The 19,970-nt window shown below is 45.3% G+C and carries 16 protein-coding genes, 1 other RNA gene and 1 other annotated feature; of the genes, 13 read left to right on the top strand and 4 right to left on the bottom strand.

The genetic code is table 11. The features are described from left to right. Positions 1 to 38: 38 nt before the first annotated feature. Together RG959_RS02540 and RG959_RS02535 are read right to left on the bottom strand one after the other, a co-directional pair. A complete protein-coding gene (locus RG959_RS02540; RefSeq protein ID WP_342795813.1) occupies positions 39 to 971 on the bottom strand; it encodes a response regulator in 933 nt (310 codons plus the stop codon). 6 nt (positions 972 to 977) lie between these two features. Next, on the bottom strand, positions 978 to 2,207 hold the full coding sequence (locus RG959_RS02535; protein ID WP_342795812.1) for an ATP-binding protein: 1,230 nt from the start codon (positions 2,205 to 2,207) through the stop codon (positions 978 to 980). Between the two features lie 332 nt (positions 2,208 to 2,539). On the opposite strand from RG959_RS02535, the gene gltP reads away from it, so the two are divergent. Further along, entirely contained in the window at positions 2,540 to 3,820 is a 1,281-nt protein-coding gene (gene gltP, locus RG959_RS02530) for a glutamate/aspartate:proton symporter GltP (protein ID WP_309089868.1), read from the top strand. A 45-nt stretch (positions 3,821 to 3,865) separates the two neighbouring features. Here the strand turns inward: gltP and RG959_RS02525 are convergent, their stop codons facing one another. Continuing rightward, positions 3,866 to 4,909 carry a C45 family autoproteolytic acyltransferase/hydrolase gene (locus RG959_RS02525; protein ID WP_342795811.1) on the bottom strand — a complete coding sequence of 348 codons (1,044 nt, stop codon included), beginning with the start codon at positions 4,907 to 4,909 and terminating at the stop codon, positions 3,866 to 3,868. A gap of 128 nt (positions 4,910 to 5,037) precedes the next feature. Here RG959_RS02525 and RG959_RS02520 point away from each other — a divergent pair, with 128 nt between their 5' ends. The 10 genes from RG959_RS02520 to RG959_RS02475 all read left to right on the top strand — a co-directional run bounded on the left by RG959_RS02520 (position 5,038) and on the right by RG959_RS02475 (position 16,932). Further along, complete coding sequence (locus tag RG959_RS02520; protein WP_342795810.1) at positions 5,038 to 5,373, top strand: LapA family protein; 336 nt, start codon at positions 5,038 to 5,040, stop codon at positions 5,371 to 5,373. Between the two features lie 104 nt (positions 5,374 to 5,477). Continuing rightward, positions 5,478 to 7,814: a single-stranded-DNA-specific exonuclease RecJ gene (gene recJ / locus RG959_RS02515; RefSeq protein WP_342795809.1), complete on the top strand. Its 2,337-nt coding sequence runs from the start codon at positions 5,478 to 5,480 to the stop codon at positions 7,812 to 7,814. Beyond that, entirely contained in the window at positions 7,811 to 8,326 is a 516-nt protein-coding gene (locus RG959_RS02510) for an adenine phosphoribosyltransferase (protein ID WP_309089718.1), read from the top strand. The genes recJ and RG959_RS02510 overlap by 4 nt, the downstream gene beginning before the upstream one ends. 118 nt (positions 8,327 to 8,444) lie before the next feature. Next, positions 8,445 to 10,643, top strand: coding sequence for a RelA/SpoT family protein (locus RG959_RS02505; protein WP_251269532.1), 2,199 nt, complete (start codon positions 8,445 to 8,447; stop codon positions 10,641 to 10,643). A 19-nt stretch (positions 10,644 to 10,662) separates the two neighbouring features. Next, complete coding sequence (dtd, locus tag RG959_RS02500; protein WP_342795808.1) at positions 10,663 to 11,106, top strand: D-aminoacyl-tRNA deacylase; 444 nt, start codon at positions 10,663 to 10,665, stop codon at positions 11,104 to 11,106. A gap of 74 nt (positions 11,107 to 11,180) precedes the next feature. Then, positions 11,181 to 11,391 (top strand) — a binding site (T-box leader). A gap of 57 nt (positions 11,392 to 11,448) precedes the next feature. Beyond that, on the top strand, positions 11,449 to 12,726 hold the full coding sequence (gene hisS, locus RG959_RS02495) for a histidine--tRNA ligase (protein ID WP_342795807.1): 1,278 nt from the start codon (positions 11,449 to 11,451) through the stop codon (positions 12,724 to 12,726). Continuing rightward, positions 12,727 to 14,499 (top strand): aspartate--tRNA ligase, encoded by a 1,773-nt coding sequence (aspS, locus tag RG959_RS02490; protein WP_342795806.1) that lies wholly within the window; start codon positions 12,727 to 12,729, stop codon positions 14,497 to 14,499. Positions 14,500 to 14,590: 91 nt separating this feature from the next. Beyond that, a non-coding RNA gene (gene ssrS / locus RG959_RS02485) (6S RNA) lies at positions 14,591 to 14,777 on the top strand. A gap of 39 nt (positions 14,778 to 14,816) precedes the next feature. Further along, positions 14,817 to 15,578, top strand: coding sequence for a tRNA threonylcarbamoyladenosine dehydratase (locus RG959_RS02480; protein ID WP_342795805.1), 762 nt, complete (start codon positions 14,817 to 14,819; stop codon positions 15,576 to 15,578). 103 nt (positions 15,579 to 15,681) lie between these two features. After that, positions 15,682 to 16,932: an EAL and HDOD domain-containing protein gene (locus RG959_RS02475; protein WP_342795804.1), complete on the top strand. Its 1,251-nt coding sequence runs from the start codon at positions 15,682 to 15,684 to the stop codon at positions 16,930 to 16,932. A gap of 68 nt (positions 16,933 to 17,000) precedes the next feature. On the opposite strand, the gene RG959_RS02470 is transcribed toward RG959_RS02475, so the two are convergent. Then, positions 17,001 to 18,275: a replication-associated recombination protein A gene (locus tag RG959_RS02470; RefSeq protein WP_342795968.1), complete on the bottom strand. Its 1,275-nt coding sequence runs from the start codon at positions 18,273 to 18,275 to the stop codon at positions 17,001 to 17,003. Positions 18,276 to 18,397: 122 nt separating this feature from the next. Here RG959_RS02470 and cymR point away from each other — a divergent pair, with 122 nt between their 5' ends. Together cymR and RG959_RS02460 are read left to right on the top strand one after the other, a co-directional pair. Beyond that, positions 18,398 to 18,817, top strand: coding sequence for a cysteine metabolism transcriptional regulator CymR (gene cymR / locus RG959_RS02465; RefSeq protein WP_242233371.1), 420 nt, complete (start codon positions 18,398 to 18,400; stop codon positions 18,815 to 18,817). A gap of 12 nt (positions 18,818 to 18,829) precedes the next feature. After that, complete coding sequence (locus RG959_RS02460; RefSeq protein WP_342795803.1) at positions 18,830 to 19,963, top strand: cysteine desulfurase family protein; 1,134 nt, start codon at positions 18,830 to 18,832, stop codon at positions 19,961 to 19,963. Positions 19,964 to 19,970: the final 7 nt, after the last annotated feature.

Raw genomic sequence — 19,970 nt, 5'->3', positions numbered from 1 at the left:
AAAAACCTGCAGACGCATCAGTTTGCAGGTTTTTTCTGTTAGTATAGATGGCTTGTTTCAGTTCTTAAGCGTTTCGCTTCAAAAAAGAACATTTGGATAAATTTTTTCATATTCACTTTAACGGGAGCAGAAGCGGCGTTTGGATCTTTTTGCAGTTCCATCATTTTTTGACGGACGGTCATAAAGTCGAAAAACTTAGCCGCATAAAACTCAAATTTAGGATTGGCGTAATCAGTCAGCCCGAGTGAAGCAAAATGGACGATAGAGTGAATAATAGCCCGGCGGACCCGCTGCTCCGAAGCTTTTATTTCCCTGTTAACCGCCTGGGCGGAAGCGGATTCACCCAGTCTTTTTTGAATTGTCTTTTCAAAAATGGTTTTTAAAGAAGGGAAGTTTTGATCGAAAGCTGCTTCCTCGTCCGAAAATAAAAAAGAAAGAATATCAAGCAAATCCTTCGCGCCGTTATGGCCGACAATCCCCAGTTCAGCCAGCAGGTACTCTCCTGTATCGATTAAGCTCGTTTCGCTTTGTACAGTGCGTTTGTCCGCTTCTTCGGGCGGTAGCAGGCTGTTTAAGGATGTTTTAATCGTCTGGATTGACTTTTCAAGCTGAATCCGCTCTTTTACTTTTCGAATAACGGTAATGATTTCAATTCGGTTGATCGGTTTCATAACGTAGTATTCTACACCGAGGGCGTATGCTTCACCGATCAGTTCTTTCGTTTCCACTTGTGAAATCATAATCACTTTGCCGTTGTACCCTGCCAAGTCACGAATCGTTTCCAGGCCGTCTTTGATCGGCATCAGCAAATCAATAAAAAGGATATCAATTTTTTGCATGTTCAAAAACGCGCCGGTTAATCCATCGCCATCTGCTTGTTCTCCGGCTACCTCTCCCAAATCCTCATCTTCAATAATTTTCGTCAGCGTAAGACGAATCGCATCATCATCATCTATAAGAAAAAAACGCATATGTAATCAACCTTTCTGCATAAACGCCTGGACCGGAATGTTAATTTGAAATAAAACACTGCCTGGTTCATTTTTTAATTGAATGCTGCCATGAAAGCCATTCACGATCTCCTTTACATGGGCAAGCCCAATGCCTGTTGAAGGGTTTCCTTGTTCATCATACTTTGTTGTAAAGCCCGGCTCGAAAATTACCTTCTGATATTTATCGGAAATAGGAAGACCGCTATTGCGCACCTGAAGCTCAATGTGCTCCTGCTGCGATAAAAGCTTGATTTGGACAAACCCTTCCTTCGGTATGGCCTCGACAGCATTTGAAACCAAATTATTGAGAAGGGACAGGAATGTATAAGCATGATAGGGAGGATGCTTCCCCGATACTGCAGATAAAAAAGTCACCTTCTTTTTTAAGGCAACAGCATACTTTTCATTGATCTGGACTGTTAGTTGAAGAAGTTCCTCAGCACTCATAAAATCTTTCGGGCTTTCGTTTGTAATTACATTGGAAAGTCCGGCATAAATCCGCTGATTATCTTTTTTAATATCGTGAATTTTACCCGCCAGCTTCAATGCCTCCTGGCTTGCCGGATGATCTTCCTGTTTTAGGGAGCGATAGAGATGATAGGATTCTTTTGTCGCTTCTTCTGCATCAGTGAGTGTTTTTTTTAAATAAACAGTTTCTTCATACAAGCTGGAAACAAGCATGAGCATATACTCATTTCGCTCCGTGATATGCTTTTCTCTTGTATACGCTTCATTTAGTTTCAGCATGTTCAGCAAACTAACAACGATAAAACTGCGGGCAAGTGCAATAAAAACAATTTCTTTTATGTCGTTGAAAGAAAGAGAAATATCAAACAGCAGATAATCAATAAAAAGCTCGATAGAATTGGAAGCCAAATCAATTCCAAGCATGGCAAATCCAACGCCAAGCAGCTCATTTCGATGACTTTTTACGCAAAAAAGACGGAACAAACAAGCGTGTGAAAAATAATAAATAAAAGCTGGAACATGATGCGAAAAAGAAAGGATGAGATCTTGTTCATGAAAAGAAGCTGTCTCAAGACCAGTACGAAATAAAAAGACCGCTGCAGCGGTAAGCAGGCCGGCCCATATGATCCGTTCTTTCCTTAAATATAACAAAAAGAAAAACATAACCGGCGGACCTAGCCCAATCCTGAACACTTCTCCAAATGGATAAATCTTCAGTTCTCCTGCTGCTGGAACAGCCAAAATCATGATAAGTATCAGGAGCCGCTCATTTTTCAAAAAGGCGCGGGAAGGAAAAATAAAAAACCCTCCTTTTGTTTCAATTCATGAAGAATAGTATACAATTGGGCGATGCGTAATACAACATAACGTTTTTTTTTATAAAAAAAACGCTCCCTTTGTAGGTAATTGTATGATTCTGTAGGTGATGAAATATAGTTATACACATGGAAGTATACCTGTCATCTCGATGTAAACAAAAAAAGCACAACTGACAGCTGTTTTTGAGGGAATAACCAGCCGTATTTGGCGGACAGCTGAATGCAGCGATGGATGATGAATAAGGGGAAGGGATTGATGAAATGAAAAAAATAGGTTTAGCATGGCAGATTTTAATTGGTTTAATTCTTGGTATAGCAGTCGGAGCCATGTTTTATGGAAACCCGCATGTTGCTACGTATCTGCAGCCAATTGGCGACATTTTTCTGCGTCTCATTAAAATGATTGTTATTCCGATTGTCATTTCCAGCATTATTGTCGGGGTAGCCGGTGTCGGCGACACGAAAAAGCTTGGAAGACTGGGCGGTAAAACCATTCTTTACTTTGAAATTATTACAACAATCGCAATTCTGGTTGGTCTTGCTGCCGCCAATATTTTTCAGCCGGGTGCTGGAGTTGATATGTCCAATTTGGATAAAACCGATATCAGTAGCTACGTAGACACAACAGAAGAAACATCCAGCCATGGGTTTGCGGAAACGTTTGTTAATATTGTGCCGTCAAACTTATTCACGTCTCTTGCAGAGGGTGATATGCTGGCCATCATCTTTTTCTCTGTTGTATTTGGTCTTGGTATTGCCGCAATCGGTGAAAAAGGAAAGCCGGTTCTGCAATTTTTCCAGGGAACGGCAGAAGCGATGTTTTATATTACAAACCAAATCATGAAATTTGCGCCGTTTGGCGTATTTGCCTTGATCGGTGTCACCGTATCTAAATTCGGGGTTGAATCACTGATCCCGCTAAGCAAACTGGTTATTCTTGTATACGTGTCAATGATTTTCTTTATCCTTGTTGTCTTGGGAATTACAGCGAAAATCGCTGGAGTAAACATTTTTAACGTATTTAGAATTTTAAAAGACGAAATGATTCTTGCGTATACAACGTCAAGTTCGGAGACAGTGCTGCCGAAATTAATTGAAAAAATGGAGAAGTTCGGCTGCCCGAAAGCGATCGTTTCATTCGTTATTCCAACGGGTTATTCATTCAACCTTGATGGATCTACCCTTTACCAGGCGATTGCAGCTTTGTTTATCGCGCAAATGTATGGAATCGACTTGTCGATGGCAGAACAAATCTCACTTGTACTTGTGTTAATGGTTACTTCTAAAGGGATTGCAGGAGTTCCAGGCGTTTCCTTCGTCGTGCTTCTTGCTACACTTGGAAGCGTGGGAATCCCGGTTGAAGGCTTGGCATTCATCGCGGGAATCGACCGGATCATGGACATGGCCCGTACAGTGGTTAACGTTGTAGGTAACTCTCTTGCTGCTATTGTAATGTCTAAATGGGAAGGACAGTACAATGAAGTGAAAGGGAGACAATACCTCGAAGAAGTGCGTCAAATGCAGCAATCAAAATCTGCATAATAAAAAAAGACAGGCTGAAAAAGCCTGTCTTTTTTTGTACGCTCATTACATATGCAAAAACGACTCATTCGAATCAATTTTTCCAAACACACGGGTAATGGGAAGCCGCTCTCCAGCCAGCCAGCGGCCGAAGTCAATGGGAAGAGGATGGGCGCTTTCGCCGACGCCAAGAAGCATCCGGAGAGAAGCCGGTTCATATACGGTTGTGTGAAGTGTTCCCGCCCAGCTCGCGTATTTCTTTTTGAAAACCCCATAAGCAGGGTCGTTAAAAAGCATGTATCGTTCAATGGCGCTTTGTGAGGTTTCGGAAAAGTGCTGCAGTGTCTGCAGCCGTTCTTTAGACTCAGCTGTATGGTGGCGGTTTTCAGACGATAAGGTGTCCGAGAGAAAGTGATTCGCACAAGCTGCGGCTTGCTTGTGTACTTGTATTCCCCGTGGCGATGCTTCGACGACTGCACTATGCATGGAAGCATCGTAAAGAGAATAGTTAAATGCATGACGATGCGGAATAGAGCGAAGCAGGTCGATCGCCTGGTCTGTTGTCGCACACGAGTCCAGCACCATGCGAGCGATAACGCTGCACGTAAATCCGTCTTCGGCACGGCGCCGGTTTACAAAGTGAAAGCCAATCACAAGCCCTTTTTCATTCATGCCGTCAATCCGCCCAATCATCCGGCCGCTTATACCGACTGAAGCGTAGCCGTGATCAGGCTGCCACAATAAAAGCCTGCCTTCATAGGTTTTCGGGTGATAATCATAGTTTCTTGCGAAAACGCCATTGTTCATCAGGGCAGAACAGCCGCTGTTTACATCATCGGCTTGAAAACCGCTGTATTCGTGAACCGCATCATATAAAGACCAGCCAAGGGACTCTGCAAGGCCCTCAAGCTCTTCCCATATAAGAGGAAGGAAAGATTGAAAGTAGGCTTTTACCCTTTTAAAATCAATGTCATAAGAACGAAGAGACTTTTGGCGCCGTTTTTGATGAGCCGCGAAAAGCGGCGATTCCTTTAATCTTTCACCGGCAAGCAGCCCGAGCTCATAATAACTCCCTCTTCCTTGAAGAATGTCGATATAAAAACGCTGCATGCTACTCCTGCTTTCTTTTTCTCTTATCGTGCCTGTTTTGGAAAAAGAATTCAAGAGAGAAGCGGTCGAACGATGTTTGAAGTGAATTCAAAAAAGGAAAAGTAAGGGCATATAAGGAGGGAAGAAAAGTGAAAACACAAACAGCGCTTATTTTAGGATTGATTTTCGCAATTGTTACCGCTATTTTTGCTGTCATCAACGTAGACCCTGTGACGGTTAACTATGTGTTCGGCTCTGCACGGTGGCCGCTTATTCTTGTTATATTGTTTTCGGTGCTGCTTGGCGGGCTCGCTATCTTTATGTTTAGTTTGTTCCGTACGCTGGCGCTTAAACACCAGCGCAAAGAATTGGTCCGGCAAAATGAGCAGCTAAAAAAAGAATTGCATGAATTAAAGCTTGAGCACCGGGAGCAGAGAACACCCCCTGCTACGTCAACCCGGCTGGCGCCGGACGGTGATTCATAAAAGAAAAAGGAGAGCTGAGTGAAACCCACTCAGCTCTCTTCTTTTGAATCATATTGTCATTTGTTCAATTGACCCGTATAATGAGTACGTTATGGGGTGAAATTATGCTGAAACCAAAAATGCGCTGGTCCTTGAAAGAAGTGGACCGCAAAAGAAGTGAAGCGTTTGCGGAGGAAGTTGGAACAAGCCCTCTCGCTGCATCGCTTTTATTGGGACGGGGAATCACAGAAAAAGAAGAAGCACGTGCATTTTTGTTTGATGAAGGTGTCGCTTTTCACGATCCTTTTTTGTTAAAAGATATGAACAAAGCAATTGACCGCATTCGTCAGGCGAAAGAGCGGGAAGAAGCTGTTCTTGTTTTTGGTGACTATGACGCTGACGGTGTCAGCAGTACGTCGCTGCTTTTAACAGCGCTTCGCGATTATGGTGTTCTCGCTGATTATTATATTCCAAACCGGTTCACTGAAGGCTATGGTCCGAATGAGCCGGCTTTTCGTCATGCGAAAGAAAGTGGCTTTGGTTTAATTATTACGGTTGATACCGGAATTTCAGGCGTTCATGAAGCACAGGTGGCCAAGGAGATTGGCATTGACTTAATTATTACCGATCACCACGAACCCGGACCTGTACTGCCGGAAGCATTAGCGATTATCCACCCGAAGCATCCAGAGGGCACGTATCCATTTGGATATCTTGCTGGTGTAGGGGTAGCGCTGAAGGTGGCACATGCGTTATATGGGAAAGTACCGGAACATCTGCTTGATTTGGCTGCGATTGGCACCATTGCCGACCTAGTGCCGCTGTACGGAGAGAACCGGCTGATTGCCAAAAAAGGTCTGTCCGCCCTGCGCCAGACAGAGCGGCCGGGTATTGTCGCGCTTTGCAAACAGACCGGCACAGAGCAGTCATCTATTGATGAAGAAACGGTCGGATTTATGATCGGACCGCGTATTAATGCAGCCGGCCGCCTTGATGATGCGGGTCCTGCTGCAGAATTAATGTTAACGGAAGACTTAGAAGAAGCGATGATGCTTGCAGAAGAAATTGACGCGATGAATAAACAACGGCAGTCTATCGTCAACGAGATGGCAAAAGAAGCAATTGACATGGTGAACCAGGAGTTCCCATCGGATGAGTACCCGGTCATTGTGGTAGGTAAGGAAGGGTGGAATCCTGGTGTTGTCGGAATTGTTGCGTCCCGTTTAACTGATACATTTTATCGGCCGGCTATCGTGCTTGGTTTTGATTCTGAGAAAGGCATTGCAAAAGGCTCAGCCAGAAGTATTAAAGGCTTTGATTTGTTTCAAAACCTGTCAACCTGCCGGGATATTTTGCCGCATTTCGGCGGTCACCCGATGGCTGCCGGCATGACCCTGTCAATCCAGGATGTAGATGAGCTGCGCAGCCGTATGGTTCGTATCGCCAAGGATACACTTACGGAAGAGGATTTTACACCGATTGTTCAAGTCGATGCGCAGGCTGCGGTGTCTGATATTACAGTGCAGGGGATTGAGGAGCTGAATAAGCTGGCGCCGTTTGGCATGAACAACCCGAAACCGCTTTTTATGATCCAGGATGCTAAAATTTCTTCGATGAAAAAGATTGGCGCCAACCAAACGCACTTAAAAGCAGCGTTTGAACAAAACGGGCAGACCATTGACGGAGTCGGTTTTGGTATGGGAGAATACGTGGATCAAATAGCGAAAACATCGGACATTTCGGTGATTGGCGAACTGTCTATTAATGAATGGAATAATATGCGCCGCCCGCAGCTTATGCTTCGCGACCTTCGAGTGGACGAATGCCAGCTGTTTGATATGCGCGGCGGAAGAAATGTTTCAAGCTGGTACAAGAACATACCCGATGTAAAGGTCGCTGTATCCTTCAGCCGTGCATCAGGGGATCCTAATGTCGTATTTGTTCAAAACGAACAGGATGCCCAAGCCGTTGAAATGGATGGCAAAAATGTAGTGCTGTTAGATTTGCCGGAAAGGGAAGACGTGATCAAGTCACTCCTGGGTGGAAAGTCGCCGGCTCGTATTTATGCCCATTTCAGCACGCAGGAGAATCATTTCTTCAGTTCGATGCCAACACGGGATCATTTCAAATGGTATTACGCGTTTTTATTGAAAAGAGGAACATTTGACGTAAAACAGCATGGCGAGCTGCTGGCGAAAAAGCAGGGCTGGTCTTATGCTGCTGTTCGTTTTATGTCAAACGTGTTTTTAGAGCTTGGATTTGTTAAACTAGAGAATGGAAAGATTGAAGTGCAAAGAGAAGCGGACAAGCGTGATTTGAGCGAGTCGCCTGCCTACATACGAAAGCAGACGCAATTTAACCTTGAACAAAAGCTGCTGTACTCATCCTACCGTGAATTAAAAATGATTCTGGATGAATGGATGAAGCAGCCCGCTAGACACTGGGAGGAACGATTAACATGAATTTAAAAGAGTATATTAAAATTGTGCCGGATTGGCCAAAGCCGGGCATTCAGTTTAAAGATATCACACCACTTATGGACAATGGCGAGGCATTCCGTTATGCAACGGATCAAATTGTCACGTATGCAAAAGAGAAACAAGTAGATTTAATTGTAGGTCCGGAAGCGCGTGGCTTTATTGTAGGCTGCCCGGTTGCCTACTCTCTTGGTGTTGGCTTTGCGCCCGTCCGTAAAGAAGGCAAGCTGCCGCGTGAGACGATCAAAGTACAATATGGGCTTGAGTATGGAAAAGACGTGCTGACGATCCATAAAGACGCCGTTAAGCCGGGTCAGCGTGTTCTTATTACAGATGACTTGCTGGCAACAGGCGGTACGATTGAAGCGACAATCAAGCTTGTAGAGCAGCTTGGCGGTATTGTAGTAGGTATTGCATTTTTAATTGAATTAAATTACTTGAATGGGCGCGAAAAATTGGATGGATATGATATATTAACCATCATTCCGTACGACTGATTCGACAAAAATCGCCTAATTCACAAAAAAAGTGCAGGATGACTTTACATCCTGCGCTTTTTTTTCGATAATAAGAACAATCAGTTTTTTTCGGAAAGGGCGAAGGTGAACAAAACATATGGCGAAAGACCAGATATTAACCGCCGACCAGGTCATCGACCGGACCCGTGCCTACTTGAACGAAGAGCATGTCGGATTTGTCCGGCGTGCGTTTGAGTACGCAAAAGAAGCGCATAAGCACCAGTTTCGTAAATCGGGCGAACCGTACATCATTCATCCTATCCAGGTTGCGGGCATATTGGCTGATCTTGAAATGGACCCGGCAACGGTCGCATCCGGTTTTCTGCATGATGTGGTAGAAGACACGGATGTGACACTGCAGGATTTGGCGAATGAATTTAATGCGGAAGTAGCAATGCTGGTAGACGGTGTCACAAAGCTTGGGAAAATTAAATATAAGTCAAAAGAAGAACAGCAGGCGGAAAATCACCGGAAAATGTTTGTCGCAATGGCACAGGATATTCGTGTGATTTTAATCAAGCTGGCAGACCGTCTGCACAATATGAGAACGTTGAAACACCTGCCGCAGGAAAAGCAGCGCCGTATTTCCAATGAAACGCTGGAAATTTTTGCGCCTCTTGCCCATCGTCTTGGAATGTCGAAGATTAAATGGGAGCTGGAAGATACAGCACTTCGTTATTTGAATCCACAGCAGTATTACCGGATTGTCAACTTGATGAAACGCAAGCGCGAGGAGCGGGAGCAGTATTTAGATGATGTCATTGATTTAATGAGAACACGGCTCGATGAGATGGATATCAGCGCGGAAATTTCCGGCCGCCCTAAACATATTTACAGTATTTATCGGAAAATGGCCATGCAGCACAAACAGTTTAATGAAATTTACGACTTATTAGCGGTTCGTATTGTCGTAGACAGTATCAAAGACTGTTATGCAGCGCTCGGCATTATTCATACATGCTGGAAACCGATGCCAGGACGGTTTAAAGATTATATAGCGATGCCAAAAACGAACATGTACCAGTCTCTTCACACGACGGTCATCGGCCCGAAAGGTGATCCGCTTGAAGTGCAGATTCGCACAGAAGAGATGCACCGAATTGCCGAGTACGGGGTTGCGGCGCATTGGGCCTATAAAGAAGGACGAACGGTAGACGAAAATGCTTCGTTTGAAAAGAAAATGACGTGGTTCCGTGAAATTCTGGATTTCCAAAATGAATCGCAGGATGCAGAAGAGTTTATGGAATCATTAAAGCTCGATTTGTTTTCGGATATGGTGTTTGTGTTTACGCCAAAAGGCGATGTGCTGGAGCTGCCGGCCGGTTCTGTCCCGATTGATTTCGCCTACCGTATTCACTCGGAAATCGGCAATAAAACCATTGGCGCAAAAGTAAATGGGAAGATGGTTACGCTTGATTATAAATTAAAAACAGGCGATATTTTAGAAATTTTGACGTCAAAGCATTCATACGGCCCGAGTAAAGACTGGATCAAAATGGCGCAGACGTCGCAGGCGAAAAACAAAATCCGCCAATTCTTCAAAAAGCAAAATCGTGAAGAAAACGTGGAAAAAGGCCAGGAAATGGTCGAGAATGAAATTAAAAATATGGAATTCGATGTAAAAGAAGTGTTGACGCAGCAGAACTTAAAGCGCGTGGCGGAAAAGTTCAACTTCTTGAATGAGGAAGACATGTATGCAGCAGTCGGTTATAACGGAGTCACCGCTCTTCAAGTGGCCAACCGGCTGACTGAAAAGCTTCGCAAGCAGCGTGATCAGGAAGCGGCGCTGAGTGAAGTGGTGAAGGAAATTAAAACGCCGCCAAATCCAGCCGCTCAAAAGAAAAATGCCGGTGTTACGGTTAAAGGCATCGACAACTTGCTGATTCGGCTGTCCCGCTGCTGTAACCCTGTACCGGGTGACGATATCGTCGGCTATATTACAAAAGGGCGCGGTGTCTCTGTTCATCGGGAAGACTGTCCGAACGTGACGGCGGATGACGATGCGGAAAATCGCTTGATCCCGGTTGAGTGGGAGTCAGGCGGGGCAAATCAAAAAGAGTATTTGGTTGATATTGAGATTTCCGGCTACGACCGTCAAGGTCTCTTAAATGAAGTGCTGCATGTAGTCAGTGAAACAAAAACAAATATTTCCGCGGTATCTGGACGTTCAGACCGAAATAAAATGGCGAAAATCGATATGTCTATTTTTATTCGTAATGTGAATCACCTGCAAAAAGTGGTGGAACGGGTCAAACAAATTCCGGACATTTATGCAGTCCGCCGCATTATGAATTAACGTTGGCAGGTGTAGAAGAATGAGAGTGGTTTTACAAAGAAGCAAACAAGCAAGCGTGACGGTGGACGGAGCAATCAAAGGAGCCATTGACTCAGGCCTTGTCCTTCTAGTCGGTGTAACACATGAGGATACGGAGCAGGACGCAGCCTGGCTCGCCGAAAAAATTGTGCATCTGCGTATTTTCGAAGATGAGTCGGGAAAAATGAATGAATCACTGCTTGAGCGGGGCGGATCGATTTTATCGGTTTCCCAGTTTACCTTGTACGGTGACTGCAAAAAAGGGCGGCGTCCGAATTTCATGAAGGCAGCATCCGGTGTCCAGGCAGAGGGGCTATATGATGTCTTTAACCGCCTCATCCGCGAAAAAGGCGTACAGGTGGAAACAGGTGTGTTTGGCGCCATGATGGATGTGTCGCTTGTAAACGACGGTCCGGTTACCTTAATTCTTGATACAAAAGATTAAGGTTGAAATCAGGAGAAAAGTTTTTTATAATCTTTTCATCGGCTGGATATCCAGTCCATCATAAAAGAACATATGAAAAGCCATAGACGAAGAAAAGTAGTGAAGCCCATGCCCGGACAGAGAAAAATGCCGCGACTGAGAGCATTTACGGTGCACCTTCATGAACAGACACTTCTGAGGCGTTTTTCTGAAACAATAGTAGGAAAAACCGCGTATTGCGTTATCAAAAAAGGGAAAGCTTCGGCTTTAACGAGGGTGGTACCGCGGAAAACTTCCGTCCCTGCGCGCAGTGCAGGGATGGAAGTTTTTTTATGTGCTTTTACAAATAAAGGAGGAACGACCATGTCAGTGAATATTCCACGTGGTACGCAGGATATTTTGCCAGGACAGTCAGAAAAATGGCAGTACATAGAATCCATTGCTAAAGACGTCTGCCGCCGTTATCACTATAAAGAAATTCGCACACCGATTTTTGAGCATACCGAATTGTTCAAGCGCAGCGTCGGCGATACAACCGATATCGTTCAAAAAGAAATGTACACGTTCGAAGACAGAGGAGAGCGCAGTTTAACCCTTCGCCCAGAAGGAACAGCCGCGGTTGTCCGTTCATTTGTGGAAAACAAAATGTTTGGCCACCCGGATCAGCCGGTCAAGCTGTTTTACACAGGCCCGATGTTCCGGTATGAACGCCCTCAGGCGGGCCGCTACCGCCAGTTTGTCCAGTTTGGTGTAGAAGCGATTGGCAGCGAAGATCCGGCAATTGACGCGGAAGTGATTGCACTTGTAATGGATATTTACAAAGCAGCAGGGCTTCAACGGTTAAATCTCGTCATTAATTCTCTTGGCGATGCTGACAGCCGAAATGCACACCGGGAAGCGCTCATCGGTCATTTCGAGCCGCGTATTGAGGAATTCTGCAGCGACTGCCAGACGCGTTTGCAGCAAAATCCGCTTCGGATTTTAGATTGCAAAAAAGACCGGAATCATGAGCTGATGCAGACAGCACCTTCTATTCTGGACTACTTAAACGAAGAATCAAAAGCGTACTTTGAGAAAGTAACCGGCTATTTAGATGCAATCGGCATTTCATATACCGTAGATCCAAAGCTTGTCCGCGGGCTTGATTACTACAACCACACAGCTTTTGAAGTGATGAGCGAGGCAGAGGGCTTCGGGGCCATCACGACGCTGTGCGGAGGAGGACGCTACAACGGTCTTGTCCAGCAGCTTGGCGGTCCGGAATCACCGGGAATCGGCTTTGCTTTCAGTATTGAGCGGTTTATTGCCGCGATGGAGGCAGAAGGCGTAGAATGGCCGATCGATCAAGGAATTGACTGTTTTGTAGTAGCGCTTGGAGATGCAGCGAAAGACCGGTCCGTTTCGCTTGTTCATGAGCTGCGTACAGCGGGTCTTTCAGCAGACCGTGACTACCAGGACCGGAAAATGAAAGCTCAGCTTAAAGCATCTGACCGCCAGCACGCCCGCTTTACAGCAATTTTGGGCGAAGATGAACTGGCGGAAAACCAGATTACCGTCAAAGACATGGCGGCGGGTTCGCAGGACCAGGTGTCACTGGATGAGCTGGCTGGTTATATTAAAACAAAAATGGAGGCGAAGTAAATGTTTGGACGCACGTTTTATAACGGTGAAATGACCGAAGAGCATATTGGAAAAGAAGTATCATTAAAAGGATGGGTGCAGCGCCGCCGTGACCTTGGGAGCGTCATTTTTATTGATTTGCGTGACCGTACAGGCATCATGCAGATCGTGTTTAACCCGGAAATTTCAGCAGAAGCACTTGCTGTGGCAGAAAAAGTCCGCAATGAATATGTACTTGATGTCAAAGGGACAATTGTAAAGCGTGACGCGGAAACCGTAAATGAAAACATCCCGACTGGTACGATTGAAGTACATGTAACGGAAATCAACGTACTGAGCGAAGCGAAAACACCGCCGTTCATGATTGAAGACGGAACGGAAGTAAACGAAGACGTCCGCTTAAAATATCGTTACATGGATCTTCGCCGTCCAGTGATGTTTGAAACACTAAAAATGCGCAGTGATGTAACAAAAACGATTCGTGATTATTTAGACGAAAATCGTTTTCTTGATGTGGAAACACCGATTTTAACAAAATCAACACCGGAAGGCGCACGTGATTACCTGGTTCCAAGCCGTGTTCACCCAGGCGAGTTTTACGCGCTGCCGCAGTCACCGCAAATTTTCAAACAGCTGCTTATGGTGTCTGGTGTAGACCGTTACTATCAAATTGCCCGCTGCTTCCGTGATGAAGATTTGCGTGCAGACCGTCAGCCTGAATTCACACAAGTCGATATTGAAACAAGCTTTATGAGCCAGGAAGACATCATGCAAATGACAGAAGAAATGCTGAAAAAAGTGATGAAGCGCGTGAAAAACCTCGACATCAATGGATCTTTTGAACGCATGACATATGAAGACGCGATGAACCGTTTTGGTTCTGACAAGCCGGATACACGCTTTAGTCTTGAATTGATCGATATGGCCGATGTAGTTCGTGGATCTGGATTTAAAGTATTCGCGCAGGTTGTGGAGTCAGGTGGACAAGTAAAAGCGCTTTGTGTACCGGGCGGTGCTGAAAAGTATTCTCGTAAAGACATTGATCATCTAACAGAGTTTGCAGCGATTTACGGTGCGAAAGGCCTTGCTTGGCTGAAAGTCGAAGAAGATGGCATGAAAGGGCCGATTATTAAGTTCTTCACGGACGAAGAACAGGCGAAGATGCTGGAAACAGCCGGAGCAAATACAGGCGATTTAATCATGTTCGTCGCAGATAAAAAGCAGGTTGTAGCCGATGCATTGGGTGCTCTTCGCTTAAAACTTGGTAAAGAGCTTGGCATGATCGATGAATCTAAATACAATTTCCTTTGGGTAACAGACTGGCCGCTGCTTGAGTATGACGAAGAAGAAGGACGTTACTACGCAGCGCACCATCCATTTACAATGCCATTCCGTGAAGATATCGAGAAAATGGAATCAGCCCCGGGCGCGGTACGTGCGCAAGCCTATGACATTGTGTTAAACGGCTATGAACTCGGCGGCGGCTCGATTCGTATTTTTGAACGTGATGTGCAGGAAAAAATGTTCAAGCTGCTTGGTTTCACAGAAGAGCAGGCGAAAGAACAGTTCGGCTTCCTTATGGATGCATTTGAATATGGTACGCCTCCACACGGCGGTATTGCGCTTGGCTTAGACCGTTTGGTTATGCTTCTTGCCGGCCGTACAAATCTGCGTGATACTATTGCTTTCCCGAAAACAGCAAGTGCAGCAGACGTATTAACAGATGCGCCGGGCGAAGTGTCCAATGCACAGCTTGAAGAACTGCATCTACGTATCAGCCAAACAGCGAAATAAGAAAAAAGTTGTGTTTTTAATTTTCTGATAAATTCGCAGTGGTCATTAGTTGATTTTCAAAAAAACGTATGATAATATGATTCCAATGAGGCGGATCCTGATGTGTACGTTAGTTACACATTCTGTTTTGACCGAACACTATATGTTAGGGAGTCTGAGTTTTTGGACAGCGCACATGCCCTTTGCGGGGACTTGCAACGCCCAGAACAGGGCACCCACCTGCTGTAGAGCGGGTTCAAAACATATGTTATTACAACGACGGCACGATTGGGATTCGCCGTCTTTTTTTATGCTTAAAAACAGGAGTGATCGTTTAAATGCTTCACCAATTTTCCCGTAATGAACTTGCCTTCGGAAAAGAAGGGCTTGACCTATTAAAAAATGCAACCGTTGCCGTTTTGGGCATTGGCGGAGTGGGCTCATTTGCAGCGGAAGCACTTGCCCGTTCGGGAGTCGGCCGCTTAATTCTGGTCGATAAAGATGTGATCGATATTACAAATATTAATCGCCAGCTGCCGGCACTTTTATCAACAGTCGGACAGCCAAAAGCGGATTTAATGAAAGAACGAATTGTGGATATCAATCCTGAATGTGAAGTGATCGCACTGAAAATGTTTTATACAGAAGAAACATATGAGCAGTTTTTCAGCTACGGACTCGATTACGTTGTGGATGCGTCCGATACGATCTCTTACAAAATTCACTTAATGAAAGAATGTTTAAACCGAAGTATTCCGATCATCTCCAGCATGGGGGCGGCGAATAAGTTAGACCCGACACGGTTTACCATTGCTGATATTTCTAAAACCCATACGGATCCTATTGCAAAGGTGATTCGCACACGCCTGCGCAAAGAAGGCATTCGAAAAGGCATTCCCGTTATTTTCTCGGATGAAAGCCCAATTGTGATCCGGGAAGATGTACGTCAGGTCGTCGGCAACGATGAGGCGGAAATTCGCAAAGCGAAAATGCCTCCCGCTTCAAACGCTTTTGTTCCATCTGTTGCGGGCTTAATCGCAGCAAGCTATGTTGTTCGTGACATTTTAAAAGATGTGAAAATCACTCGTGTAAACGACTAAAAAGTCATCCTTTTCCAAGGATGACTTTTTTGCTTAAAAAAGGGACTTTTTATCTATATATTGGTATAATGTCATAGATTAATAACGATCGGAGCGCAAAAAGATGAATTTATTTATGGCACGACAGCCCATTTTCAACGTCAATGAGCACGTATTTGGTTATGAGCTGCTGTACCGAAACAGCGAAACCAATACTTTTCCGGATGTGTCCCCGGATCAGGCGACAATTGAAGTGTTAATTCATTCATTTTTGACGGTTGGAGTAGAAAAAATAGCCCATGGGCACCCTTGTTTTATTAACTTTACAGAAACGCTGTTAAAAGAAAAAGTGGCTGAAAACTTTCCACCGGAGCACGTTATTATTGAAGTGCTGGAGGATATTCCAATTACAGCTGAACTGATTGCCGTTCTTCAGAGACTGAAACAAAAAGGGTACTCAATTGCTTTAGATGATTTTATTCTGCGCGGGCAGACGGACCTGTATAATGAACTGTTTAACCTGACTACATACATAAAGGTAGATTTTTTACATACAACACCCGCTGAGCGGCTGGCCATCGAACAAAAAGTGAAAAACGATTTTCCGCATATTGTGCTTCTGGCAGAAAAGGTCGAAACACATGAAGAATTCGAGAGGGCAAAAAGGGCAGGTTACGAACTGTTTCAAGGCTACTTTTTTGCGAAACCGCAGCTGATTCAGTCAGCATACCTGCCGATCAATGCGGTCACTTATTTTCATTTGATCAAGCTTTTGCAGGAAGAGGAAATCGATATTGAAAACATTACCCGCTTGATTGAACGGGATGTGTCACTGTCGTATCATCTATTAAAGCTGGCCAATTCACCTGCACTGCGTACAAGAGCCAAGATTAAGTCTATTAAACAAGCGATTATGATGCTTGGATTTATTGAACTGACAAAATGGCTGTATATGCTGGCTCTGCGGGAAATTCAAAAGGACTTGCCGGCCAAAACAAAAGAATTAATGGAATCGGCGCTGTTTCGCGCAAAAGCATGCGAGGAACTGGCCAGGAACACACAAGCTGGGAATGCAGCCGAGTTTTTTCTTGCAGGTATGTTTTCACTCGTGGATGTACTGCTTAAGTGCAGCATGTCAGATGTATTAGCACAAATTCCATTATCTGATCAGGTAAATGAAACGTTAAGGGGAACTATCACGCCTATCACTCCTTTCTTAGAACTTGTGGTCGGTATGGATATTGTGGATTGGAAGATCATTGAAACAAAAGTGCAAGAGCTTGGGCTGAATGTGCAAACAGTGAAAATGATTTATGAAGAGGCCCGGCAGTGGGCGGGAGAAATGAGCCAGGTCAGTGAGGCAATGAACTACTAATGGCAAATGAAAAACACCAGCTCCTCTAGAGAGAGGCTGGTGTTTTTGTTTGCCTGTACACCGGCATATTATGTTTTGCTTCTTTCAATTTTTTCGTATATACCGGCCAATGTCTTTTCGAATTTTCCGGTTGCCTTCGGTTCAAAATAACGTTTATGCTTTAAGGTATCCGGCAGATAAGACTGTGCGATCCATCCGCCGTCAAAATCATGCGGGTACTGATAGCCGACCCCATGGCCCAGTTTAGCCGCACTTTTATAATGAGCGTCTTTTAAATGGTCAGGCACTGCACCTGACCGCCCGGCCCGCACATCGGCCAGTGCCGCATCAATCGCTCTATAAGCGGAATTGGATTTTGGCGATAAGCAAAGCTCTACTACTGCATTGGCAAGGGGGATACGTGCTTCCGGGAATCCGAGCCGTTCGGCCGCTTCGACAGCGGCCAGTGTACGTTCACCAGCCTGCGGGCTTGCAAGACCGATATCCTCGTACGCAATCACAACAAGACGCCGGGCGATGCTGACAAGGTCGCCGGCTTCAATCAAGCGGGCCAGATAATGAAGTGCAGCATTCACATCACTGCCGCGAATCGATTTTTGAAAAGCACTCAAAACATCATAATGAGCATCGCCATCCTTATCATGGGCAAAACTTTTTTGCCGAAGACATTCTTCGGCTGTTTCGAGCGAGATACGAATGATCCCGTCTGCATCCGGTTTAGTGGACGACACAGCCAGTTCAAGCGCGTTTAATGAGCTGCGTACATCACCGCCGGAACCTTGGGCAAAATGAGTAAGTGCTTCGTCCGTGATCTCCGTTTTGAACATGCCAAGCCCGCGCTCTTCGTCGCGCAGCGCTTCCGTTAACAGCCGCTTTATCGAATCGGGCCGGAGCGGCTTTACTTCGAAAATTTGGCAGCGGCTTCGGATCGCCGGATTTATCGCATGATATGGATTACTTGTTGTTGCGCCAATTAAAATAATCATGCCATTTTCAAGAAAAGGCAGCAAATAATCCTGCTTGGCTTTATCAAGGCGGTGAACCTCGTCTAAAAGCAAAATGACGGTCCCGGACATTTTAGCTTCGGCGGCAACAATTTCCATATCTTTTTTGTTGCTGGTAACAGCATTAAGCATGCGAAACGCATACCGTGTTGTGCCCGCAATAGCACTGGCGATCGACGTTTTACCCGTGCCGGGCGGGCCGTATAAAATCATAGAAGATAGTTTTTTGGCTTCTGTCATCCGCCTGATGATTTTGCCTTCACCTGTTAAGTGTTCCTGTCCGGCTACCTCATCAATGGTGCGCGGTCTCATTCGGTAGGCGAGCGGCTTCATATGAATCCCTCTTTCTCATTTGGTAGATTCACTGTATCATATCCCGAGTATTCCGGCATGTTTTTTGTACCTATAAAATGATATACTATAGGGATCATTGGATTAAAAAAGAAATGAGGCACAAATAAATGAGAATCTCAACTAAAGGAAGATATGGACTGACTATAATGATTGAACTGGCAAAACGCCACGGTGATGGACCAACTTCTCTTCGTGTAATTGCTGGAGCCCATGATTTGTCGGAACACTACCTTGAGCAGCTGATTGCGCCGCTCCGCAATGCCGGGTTTGTCCGCAGTATTCGTGGCGCCTATGGCGGCTATGTGCTTGGACACGAGCCGCAGGACATTACAGCAGGCGATATTATTCGGGTGCTCGAAGGTCCAATCACGCTTGTGGAGGGAATTGAAGACGAAGAGCCGGCGAAACGGGAGCTATGGATCCGGATTAGCGAAGCGATCAAGGGCGTTTTGGAAAATACAACACTCGATGACCTGGCGAATCACACCGTAACCGGTGAATCTGACGCATATATGTTTTATATTTAACGAGGTGTCAATATGGAACGAATTTATTTAGACCACGCAGCCACATCACCTGTTCATCCAGAAGCGGCCGTAGCGATGGCAGAAGTTTTAACCGAAACTTATGGAAACCCATCAAGCATTCATTCGTTTGGACGGGAATCGCGCCGGATTGTCGATGAAGCAAGAACCGTAATTGCTGCTACGATAAACGCCGGCTTTAACGATATCATTTTTACGGGGAGCGGTACAGAAGCAGACAATCTGGCCATTTTGGGTACCGCACGTTCACAAGGGTCGGGTCATATTATTACTACCACCATTGAACATCACGCGGTTTTGCATGCATGTGAAGCACTTGAGAGGGAAGGATTTGAAGTAACGTATCTGCCTGTCAATGAAGAAGGAATTGTATCCCTTTCAGCGGTAGAAGATGCGCTGCGGGAGGATACCATTCTTGTTTCTATCATGTATGGCAACAACGAAACAGGTGCTCTTCAGCCAATCGAGGCTATCGGACAGCTGCTTTCGGGCCATTCCGCTCTTTTTCACACGGATGCTGTCCAGGCATATGGTATCCTGCCAATTGATGTGAAAAAATTGAACGTCGACTTTCTTTCCGTCTCAGGACATAAAATTAACGGCCCAAAAGGTATCGGCGCTCTTTATGTTAAACCGGGAACGGCGCTTGCGCCGCTTTTATACGGAGGAGAACAGGAGCGTAAACGCCGTGCAGGAACGGAAAATACAGCGGCCATTGCCGGTATGGCGCAAGCCGCCAAAATCGCGGAACAAACACAGGAAGAACGAGCTGCCCGTTATATGGAAATGAAAAAGCTTTTTATCGATACACTTTCCGAGCAGGGCGCTTCGTTTTCAGTAAACGGCAAAGTTGAATATTCCCTGCCGCATGTGCTAAACTTGTTTTTTCCCGAAACAGATGTAGAAGCTTTTTTGGTGAACCTGGATATGGCTGGTATCGCCGCATCAAGCGGGTCGGCTTGTACAGCTGGTTCCATTCAGCCGTCGCATGTTTTAACGGCGATGTTTGGGGAGAATTCACCTAAACTTCGGTCGTCAATCCGCTTTAGCTTTGGGTTTAATAATACAACGAAACAAATTGAACAAGCCGCTCTTGAAACAGCGAAAATCGCGAAGCGGCTTCAATAGAAAGAGG

It is taken from the genome of Domibacillus sp. 8LH (assembly GCF_038806185.1).
Lineage (GTDB): Bacteria > Bacillota > Bacilli > Bacillales > Domibacillaceae > Domibacillus > Domibacillus indicus_A.
Note: the sequence above shows the minus strand (reverse complement) of the source record. Positions and strands in the feature narration are given on the sequence as shown.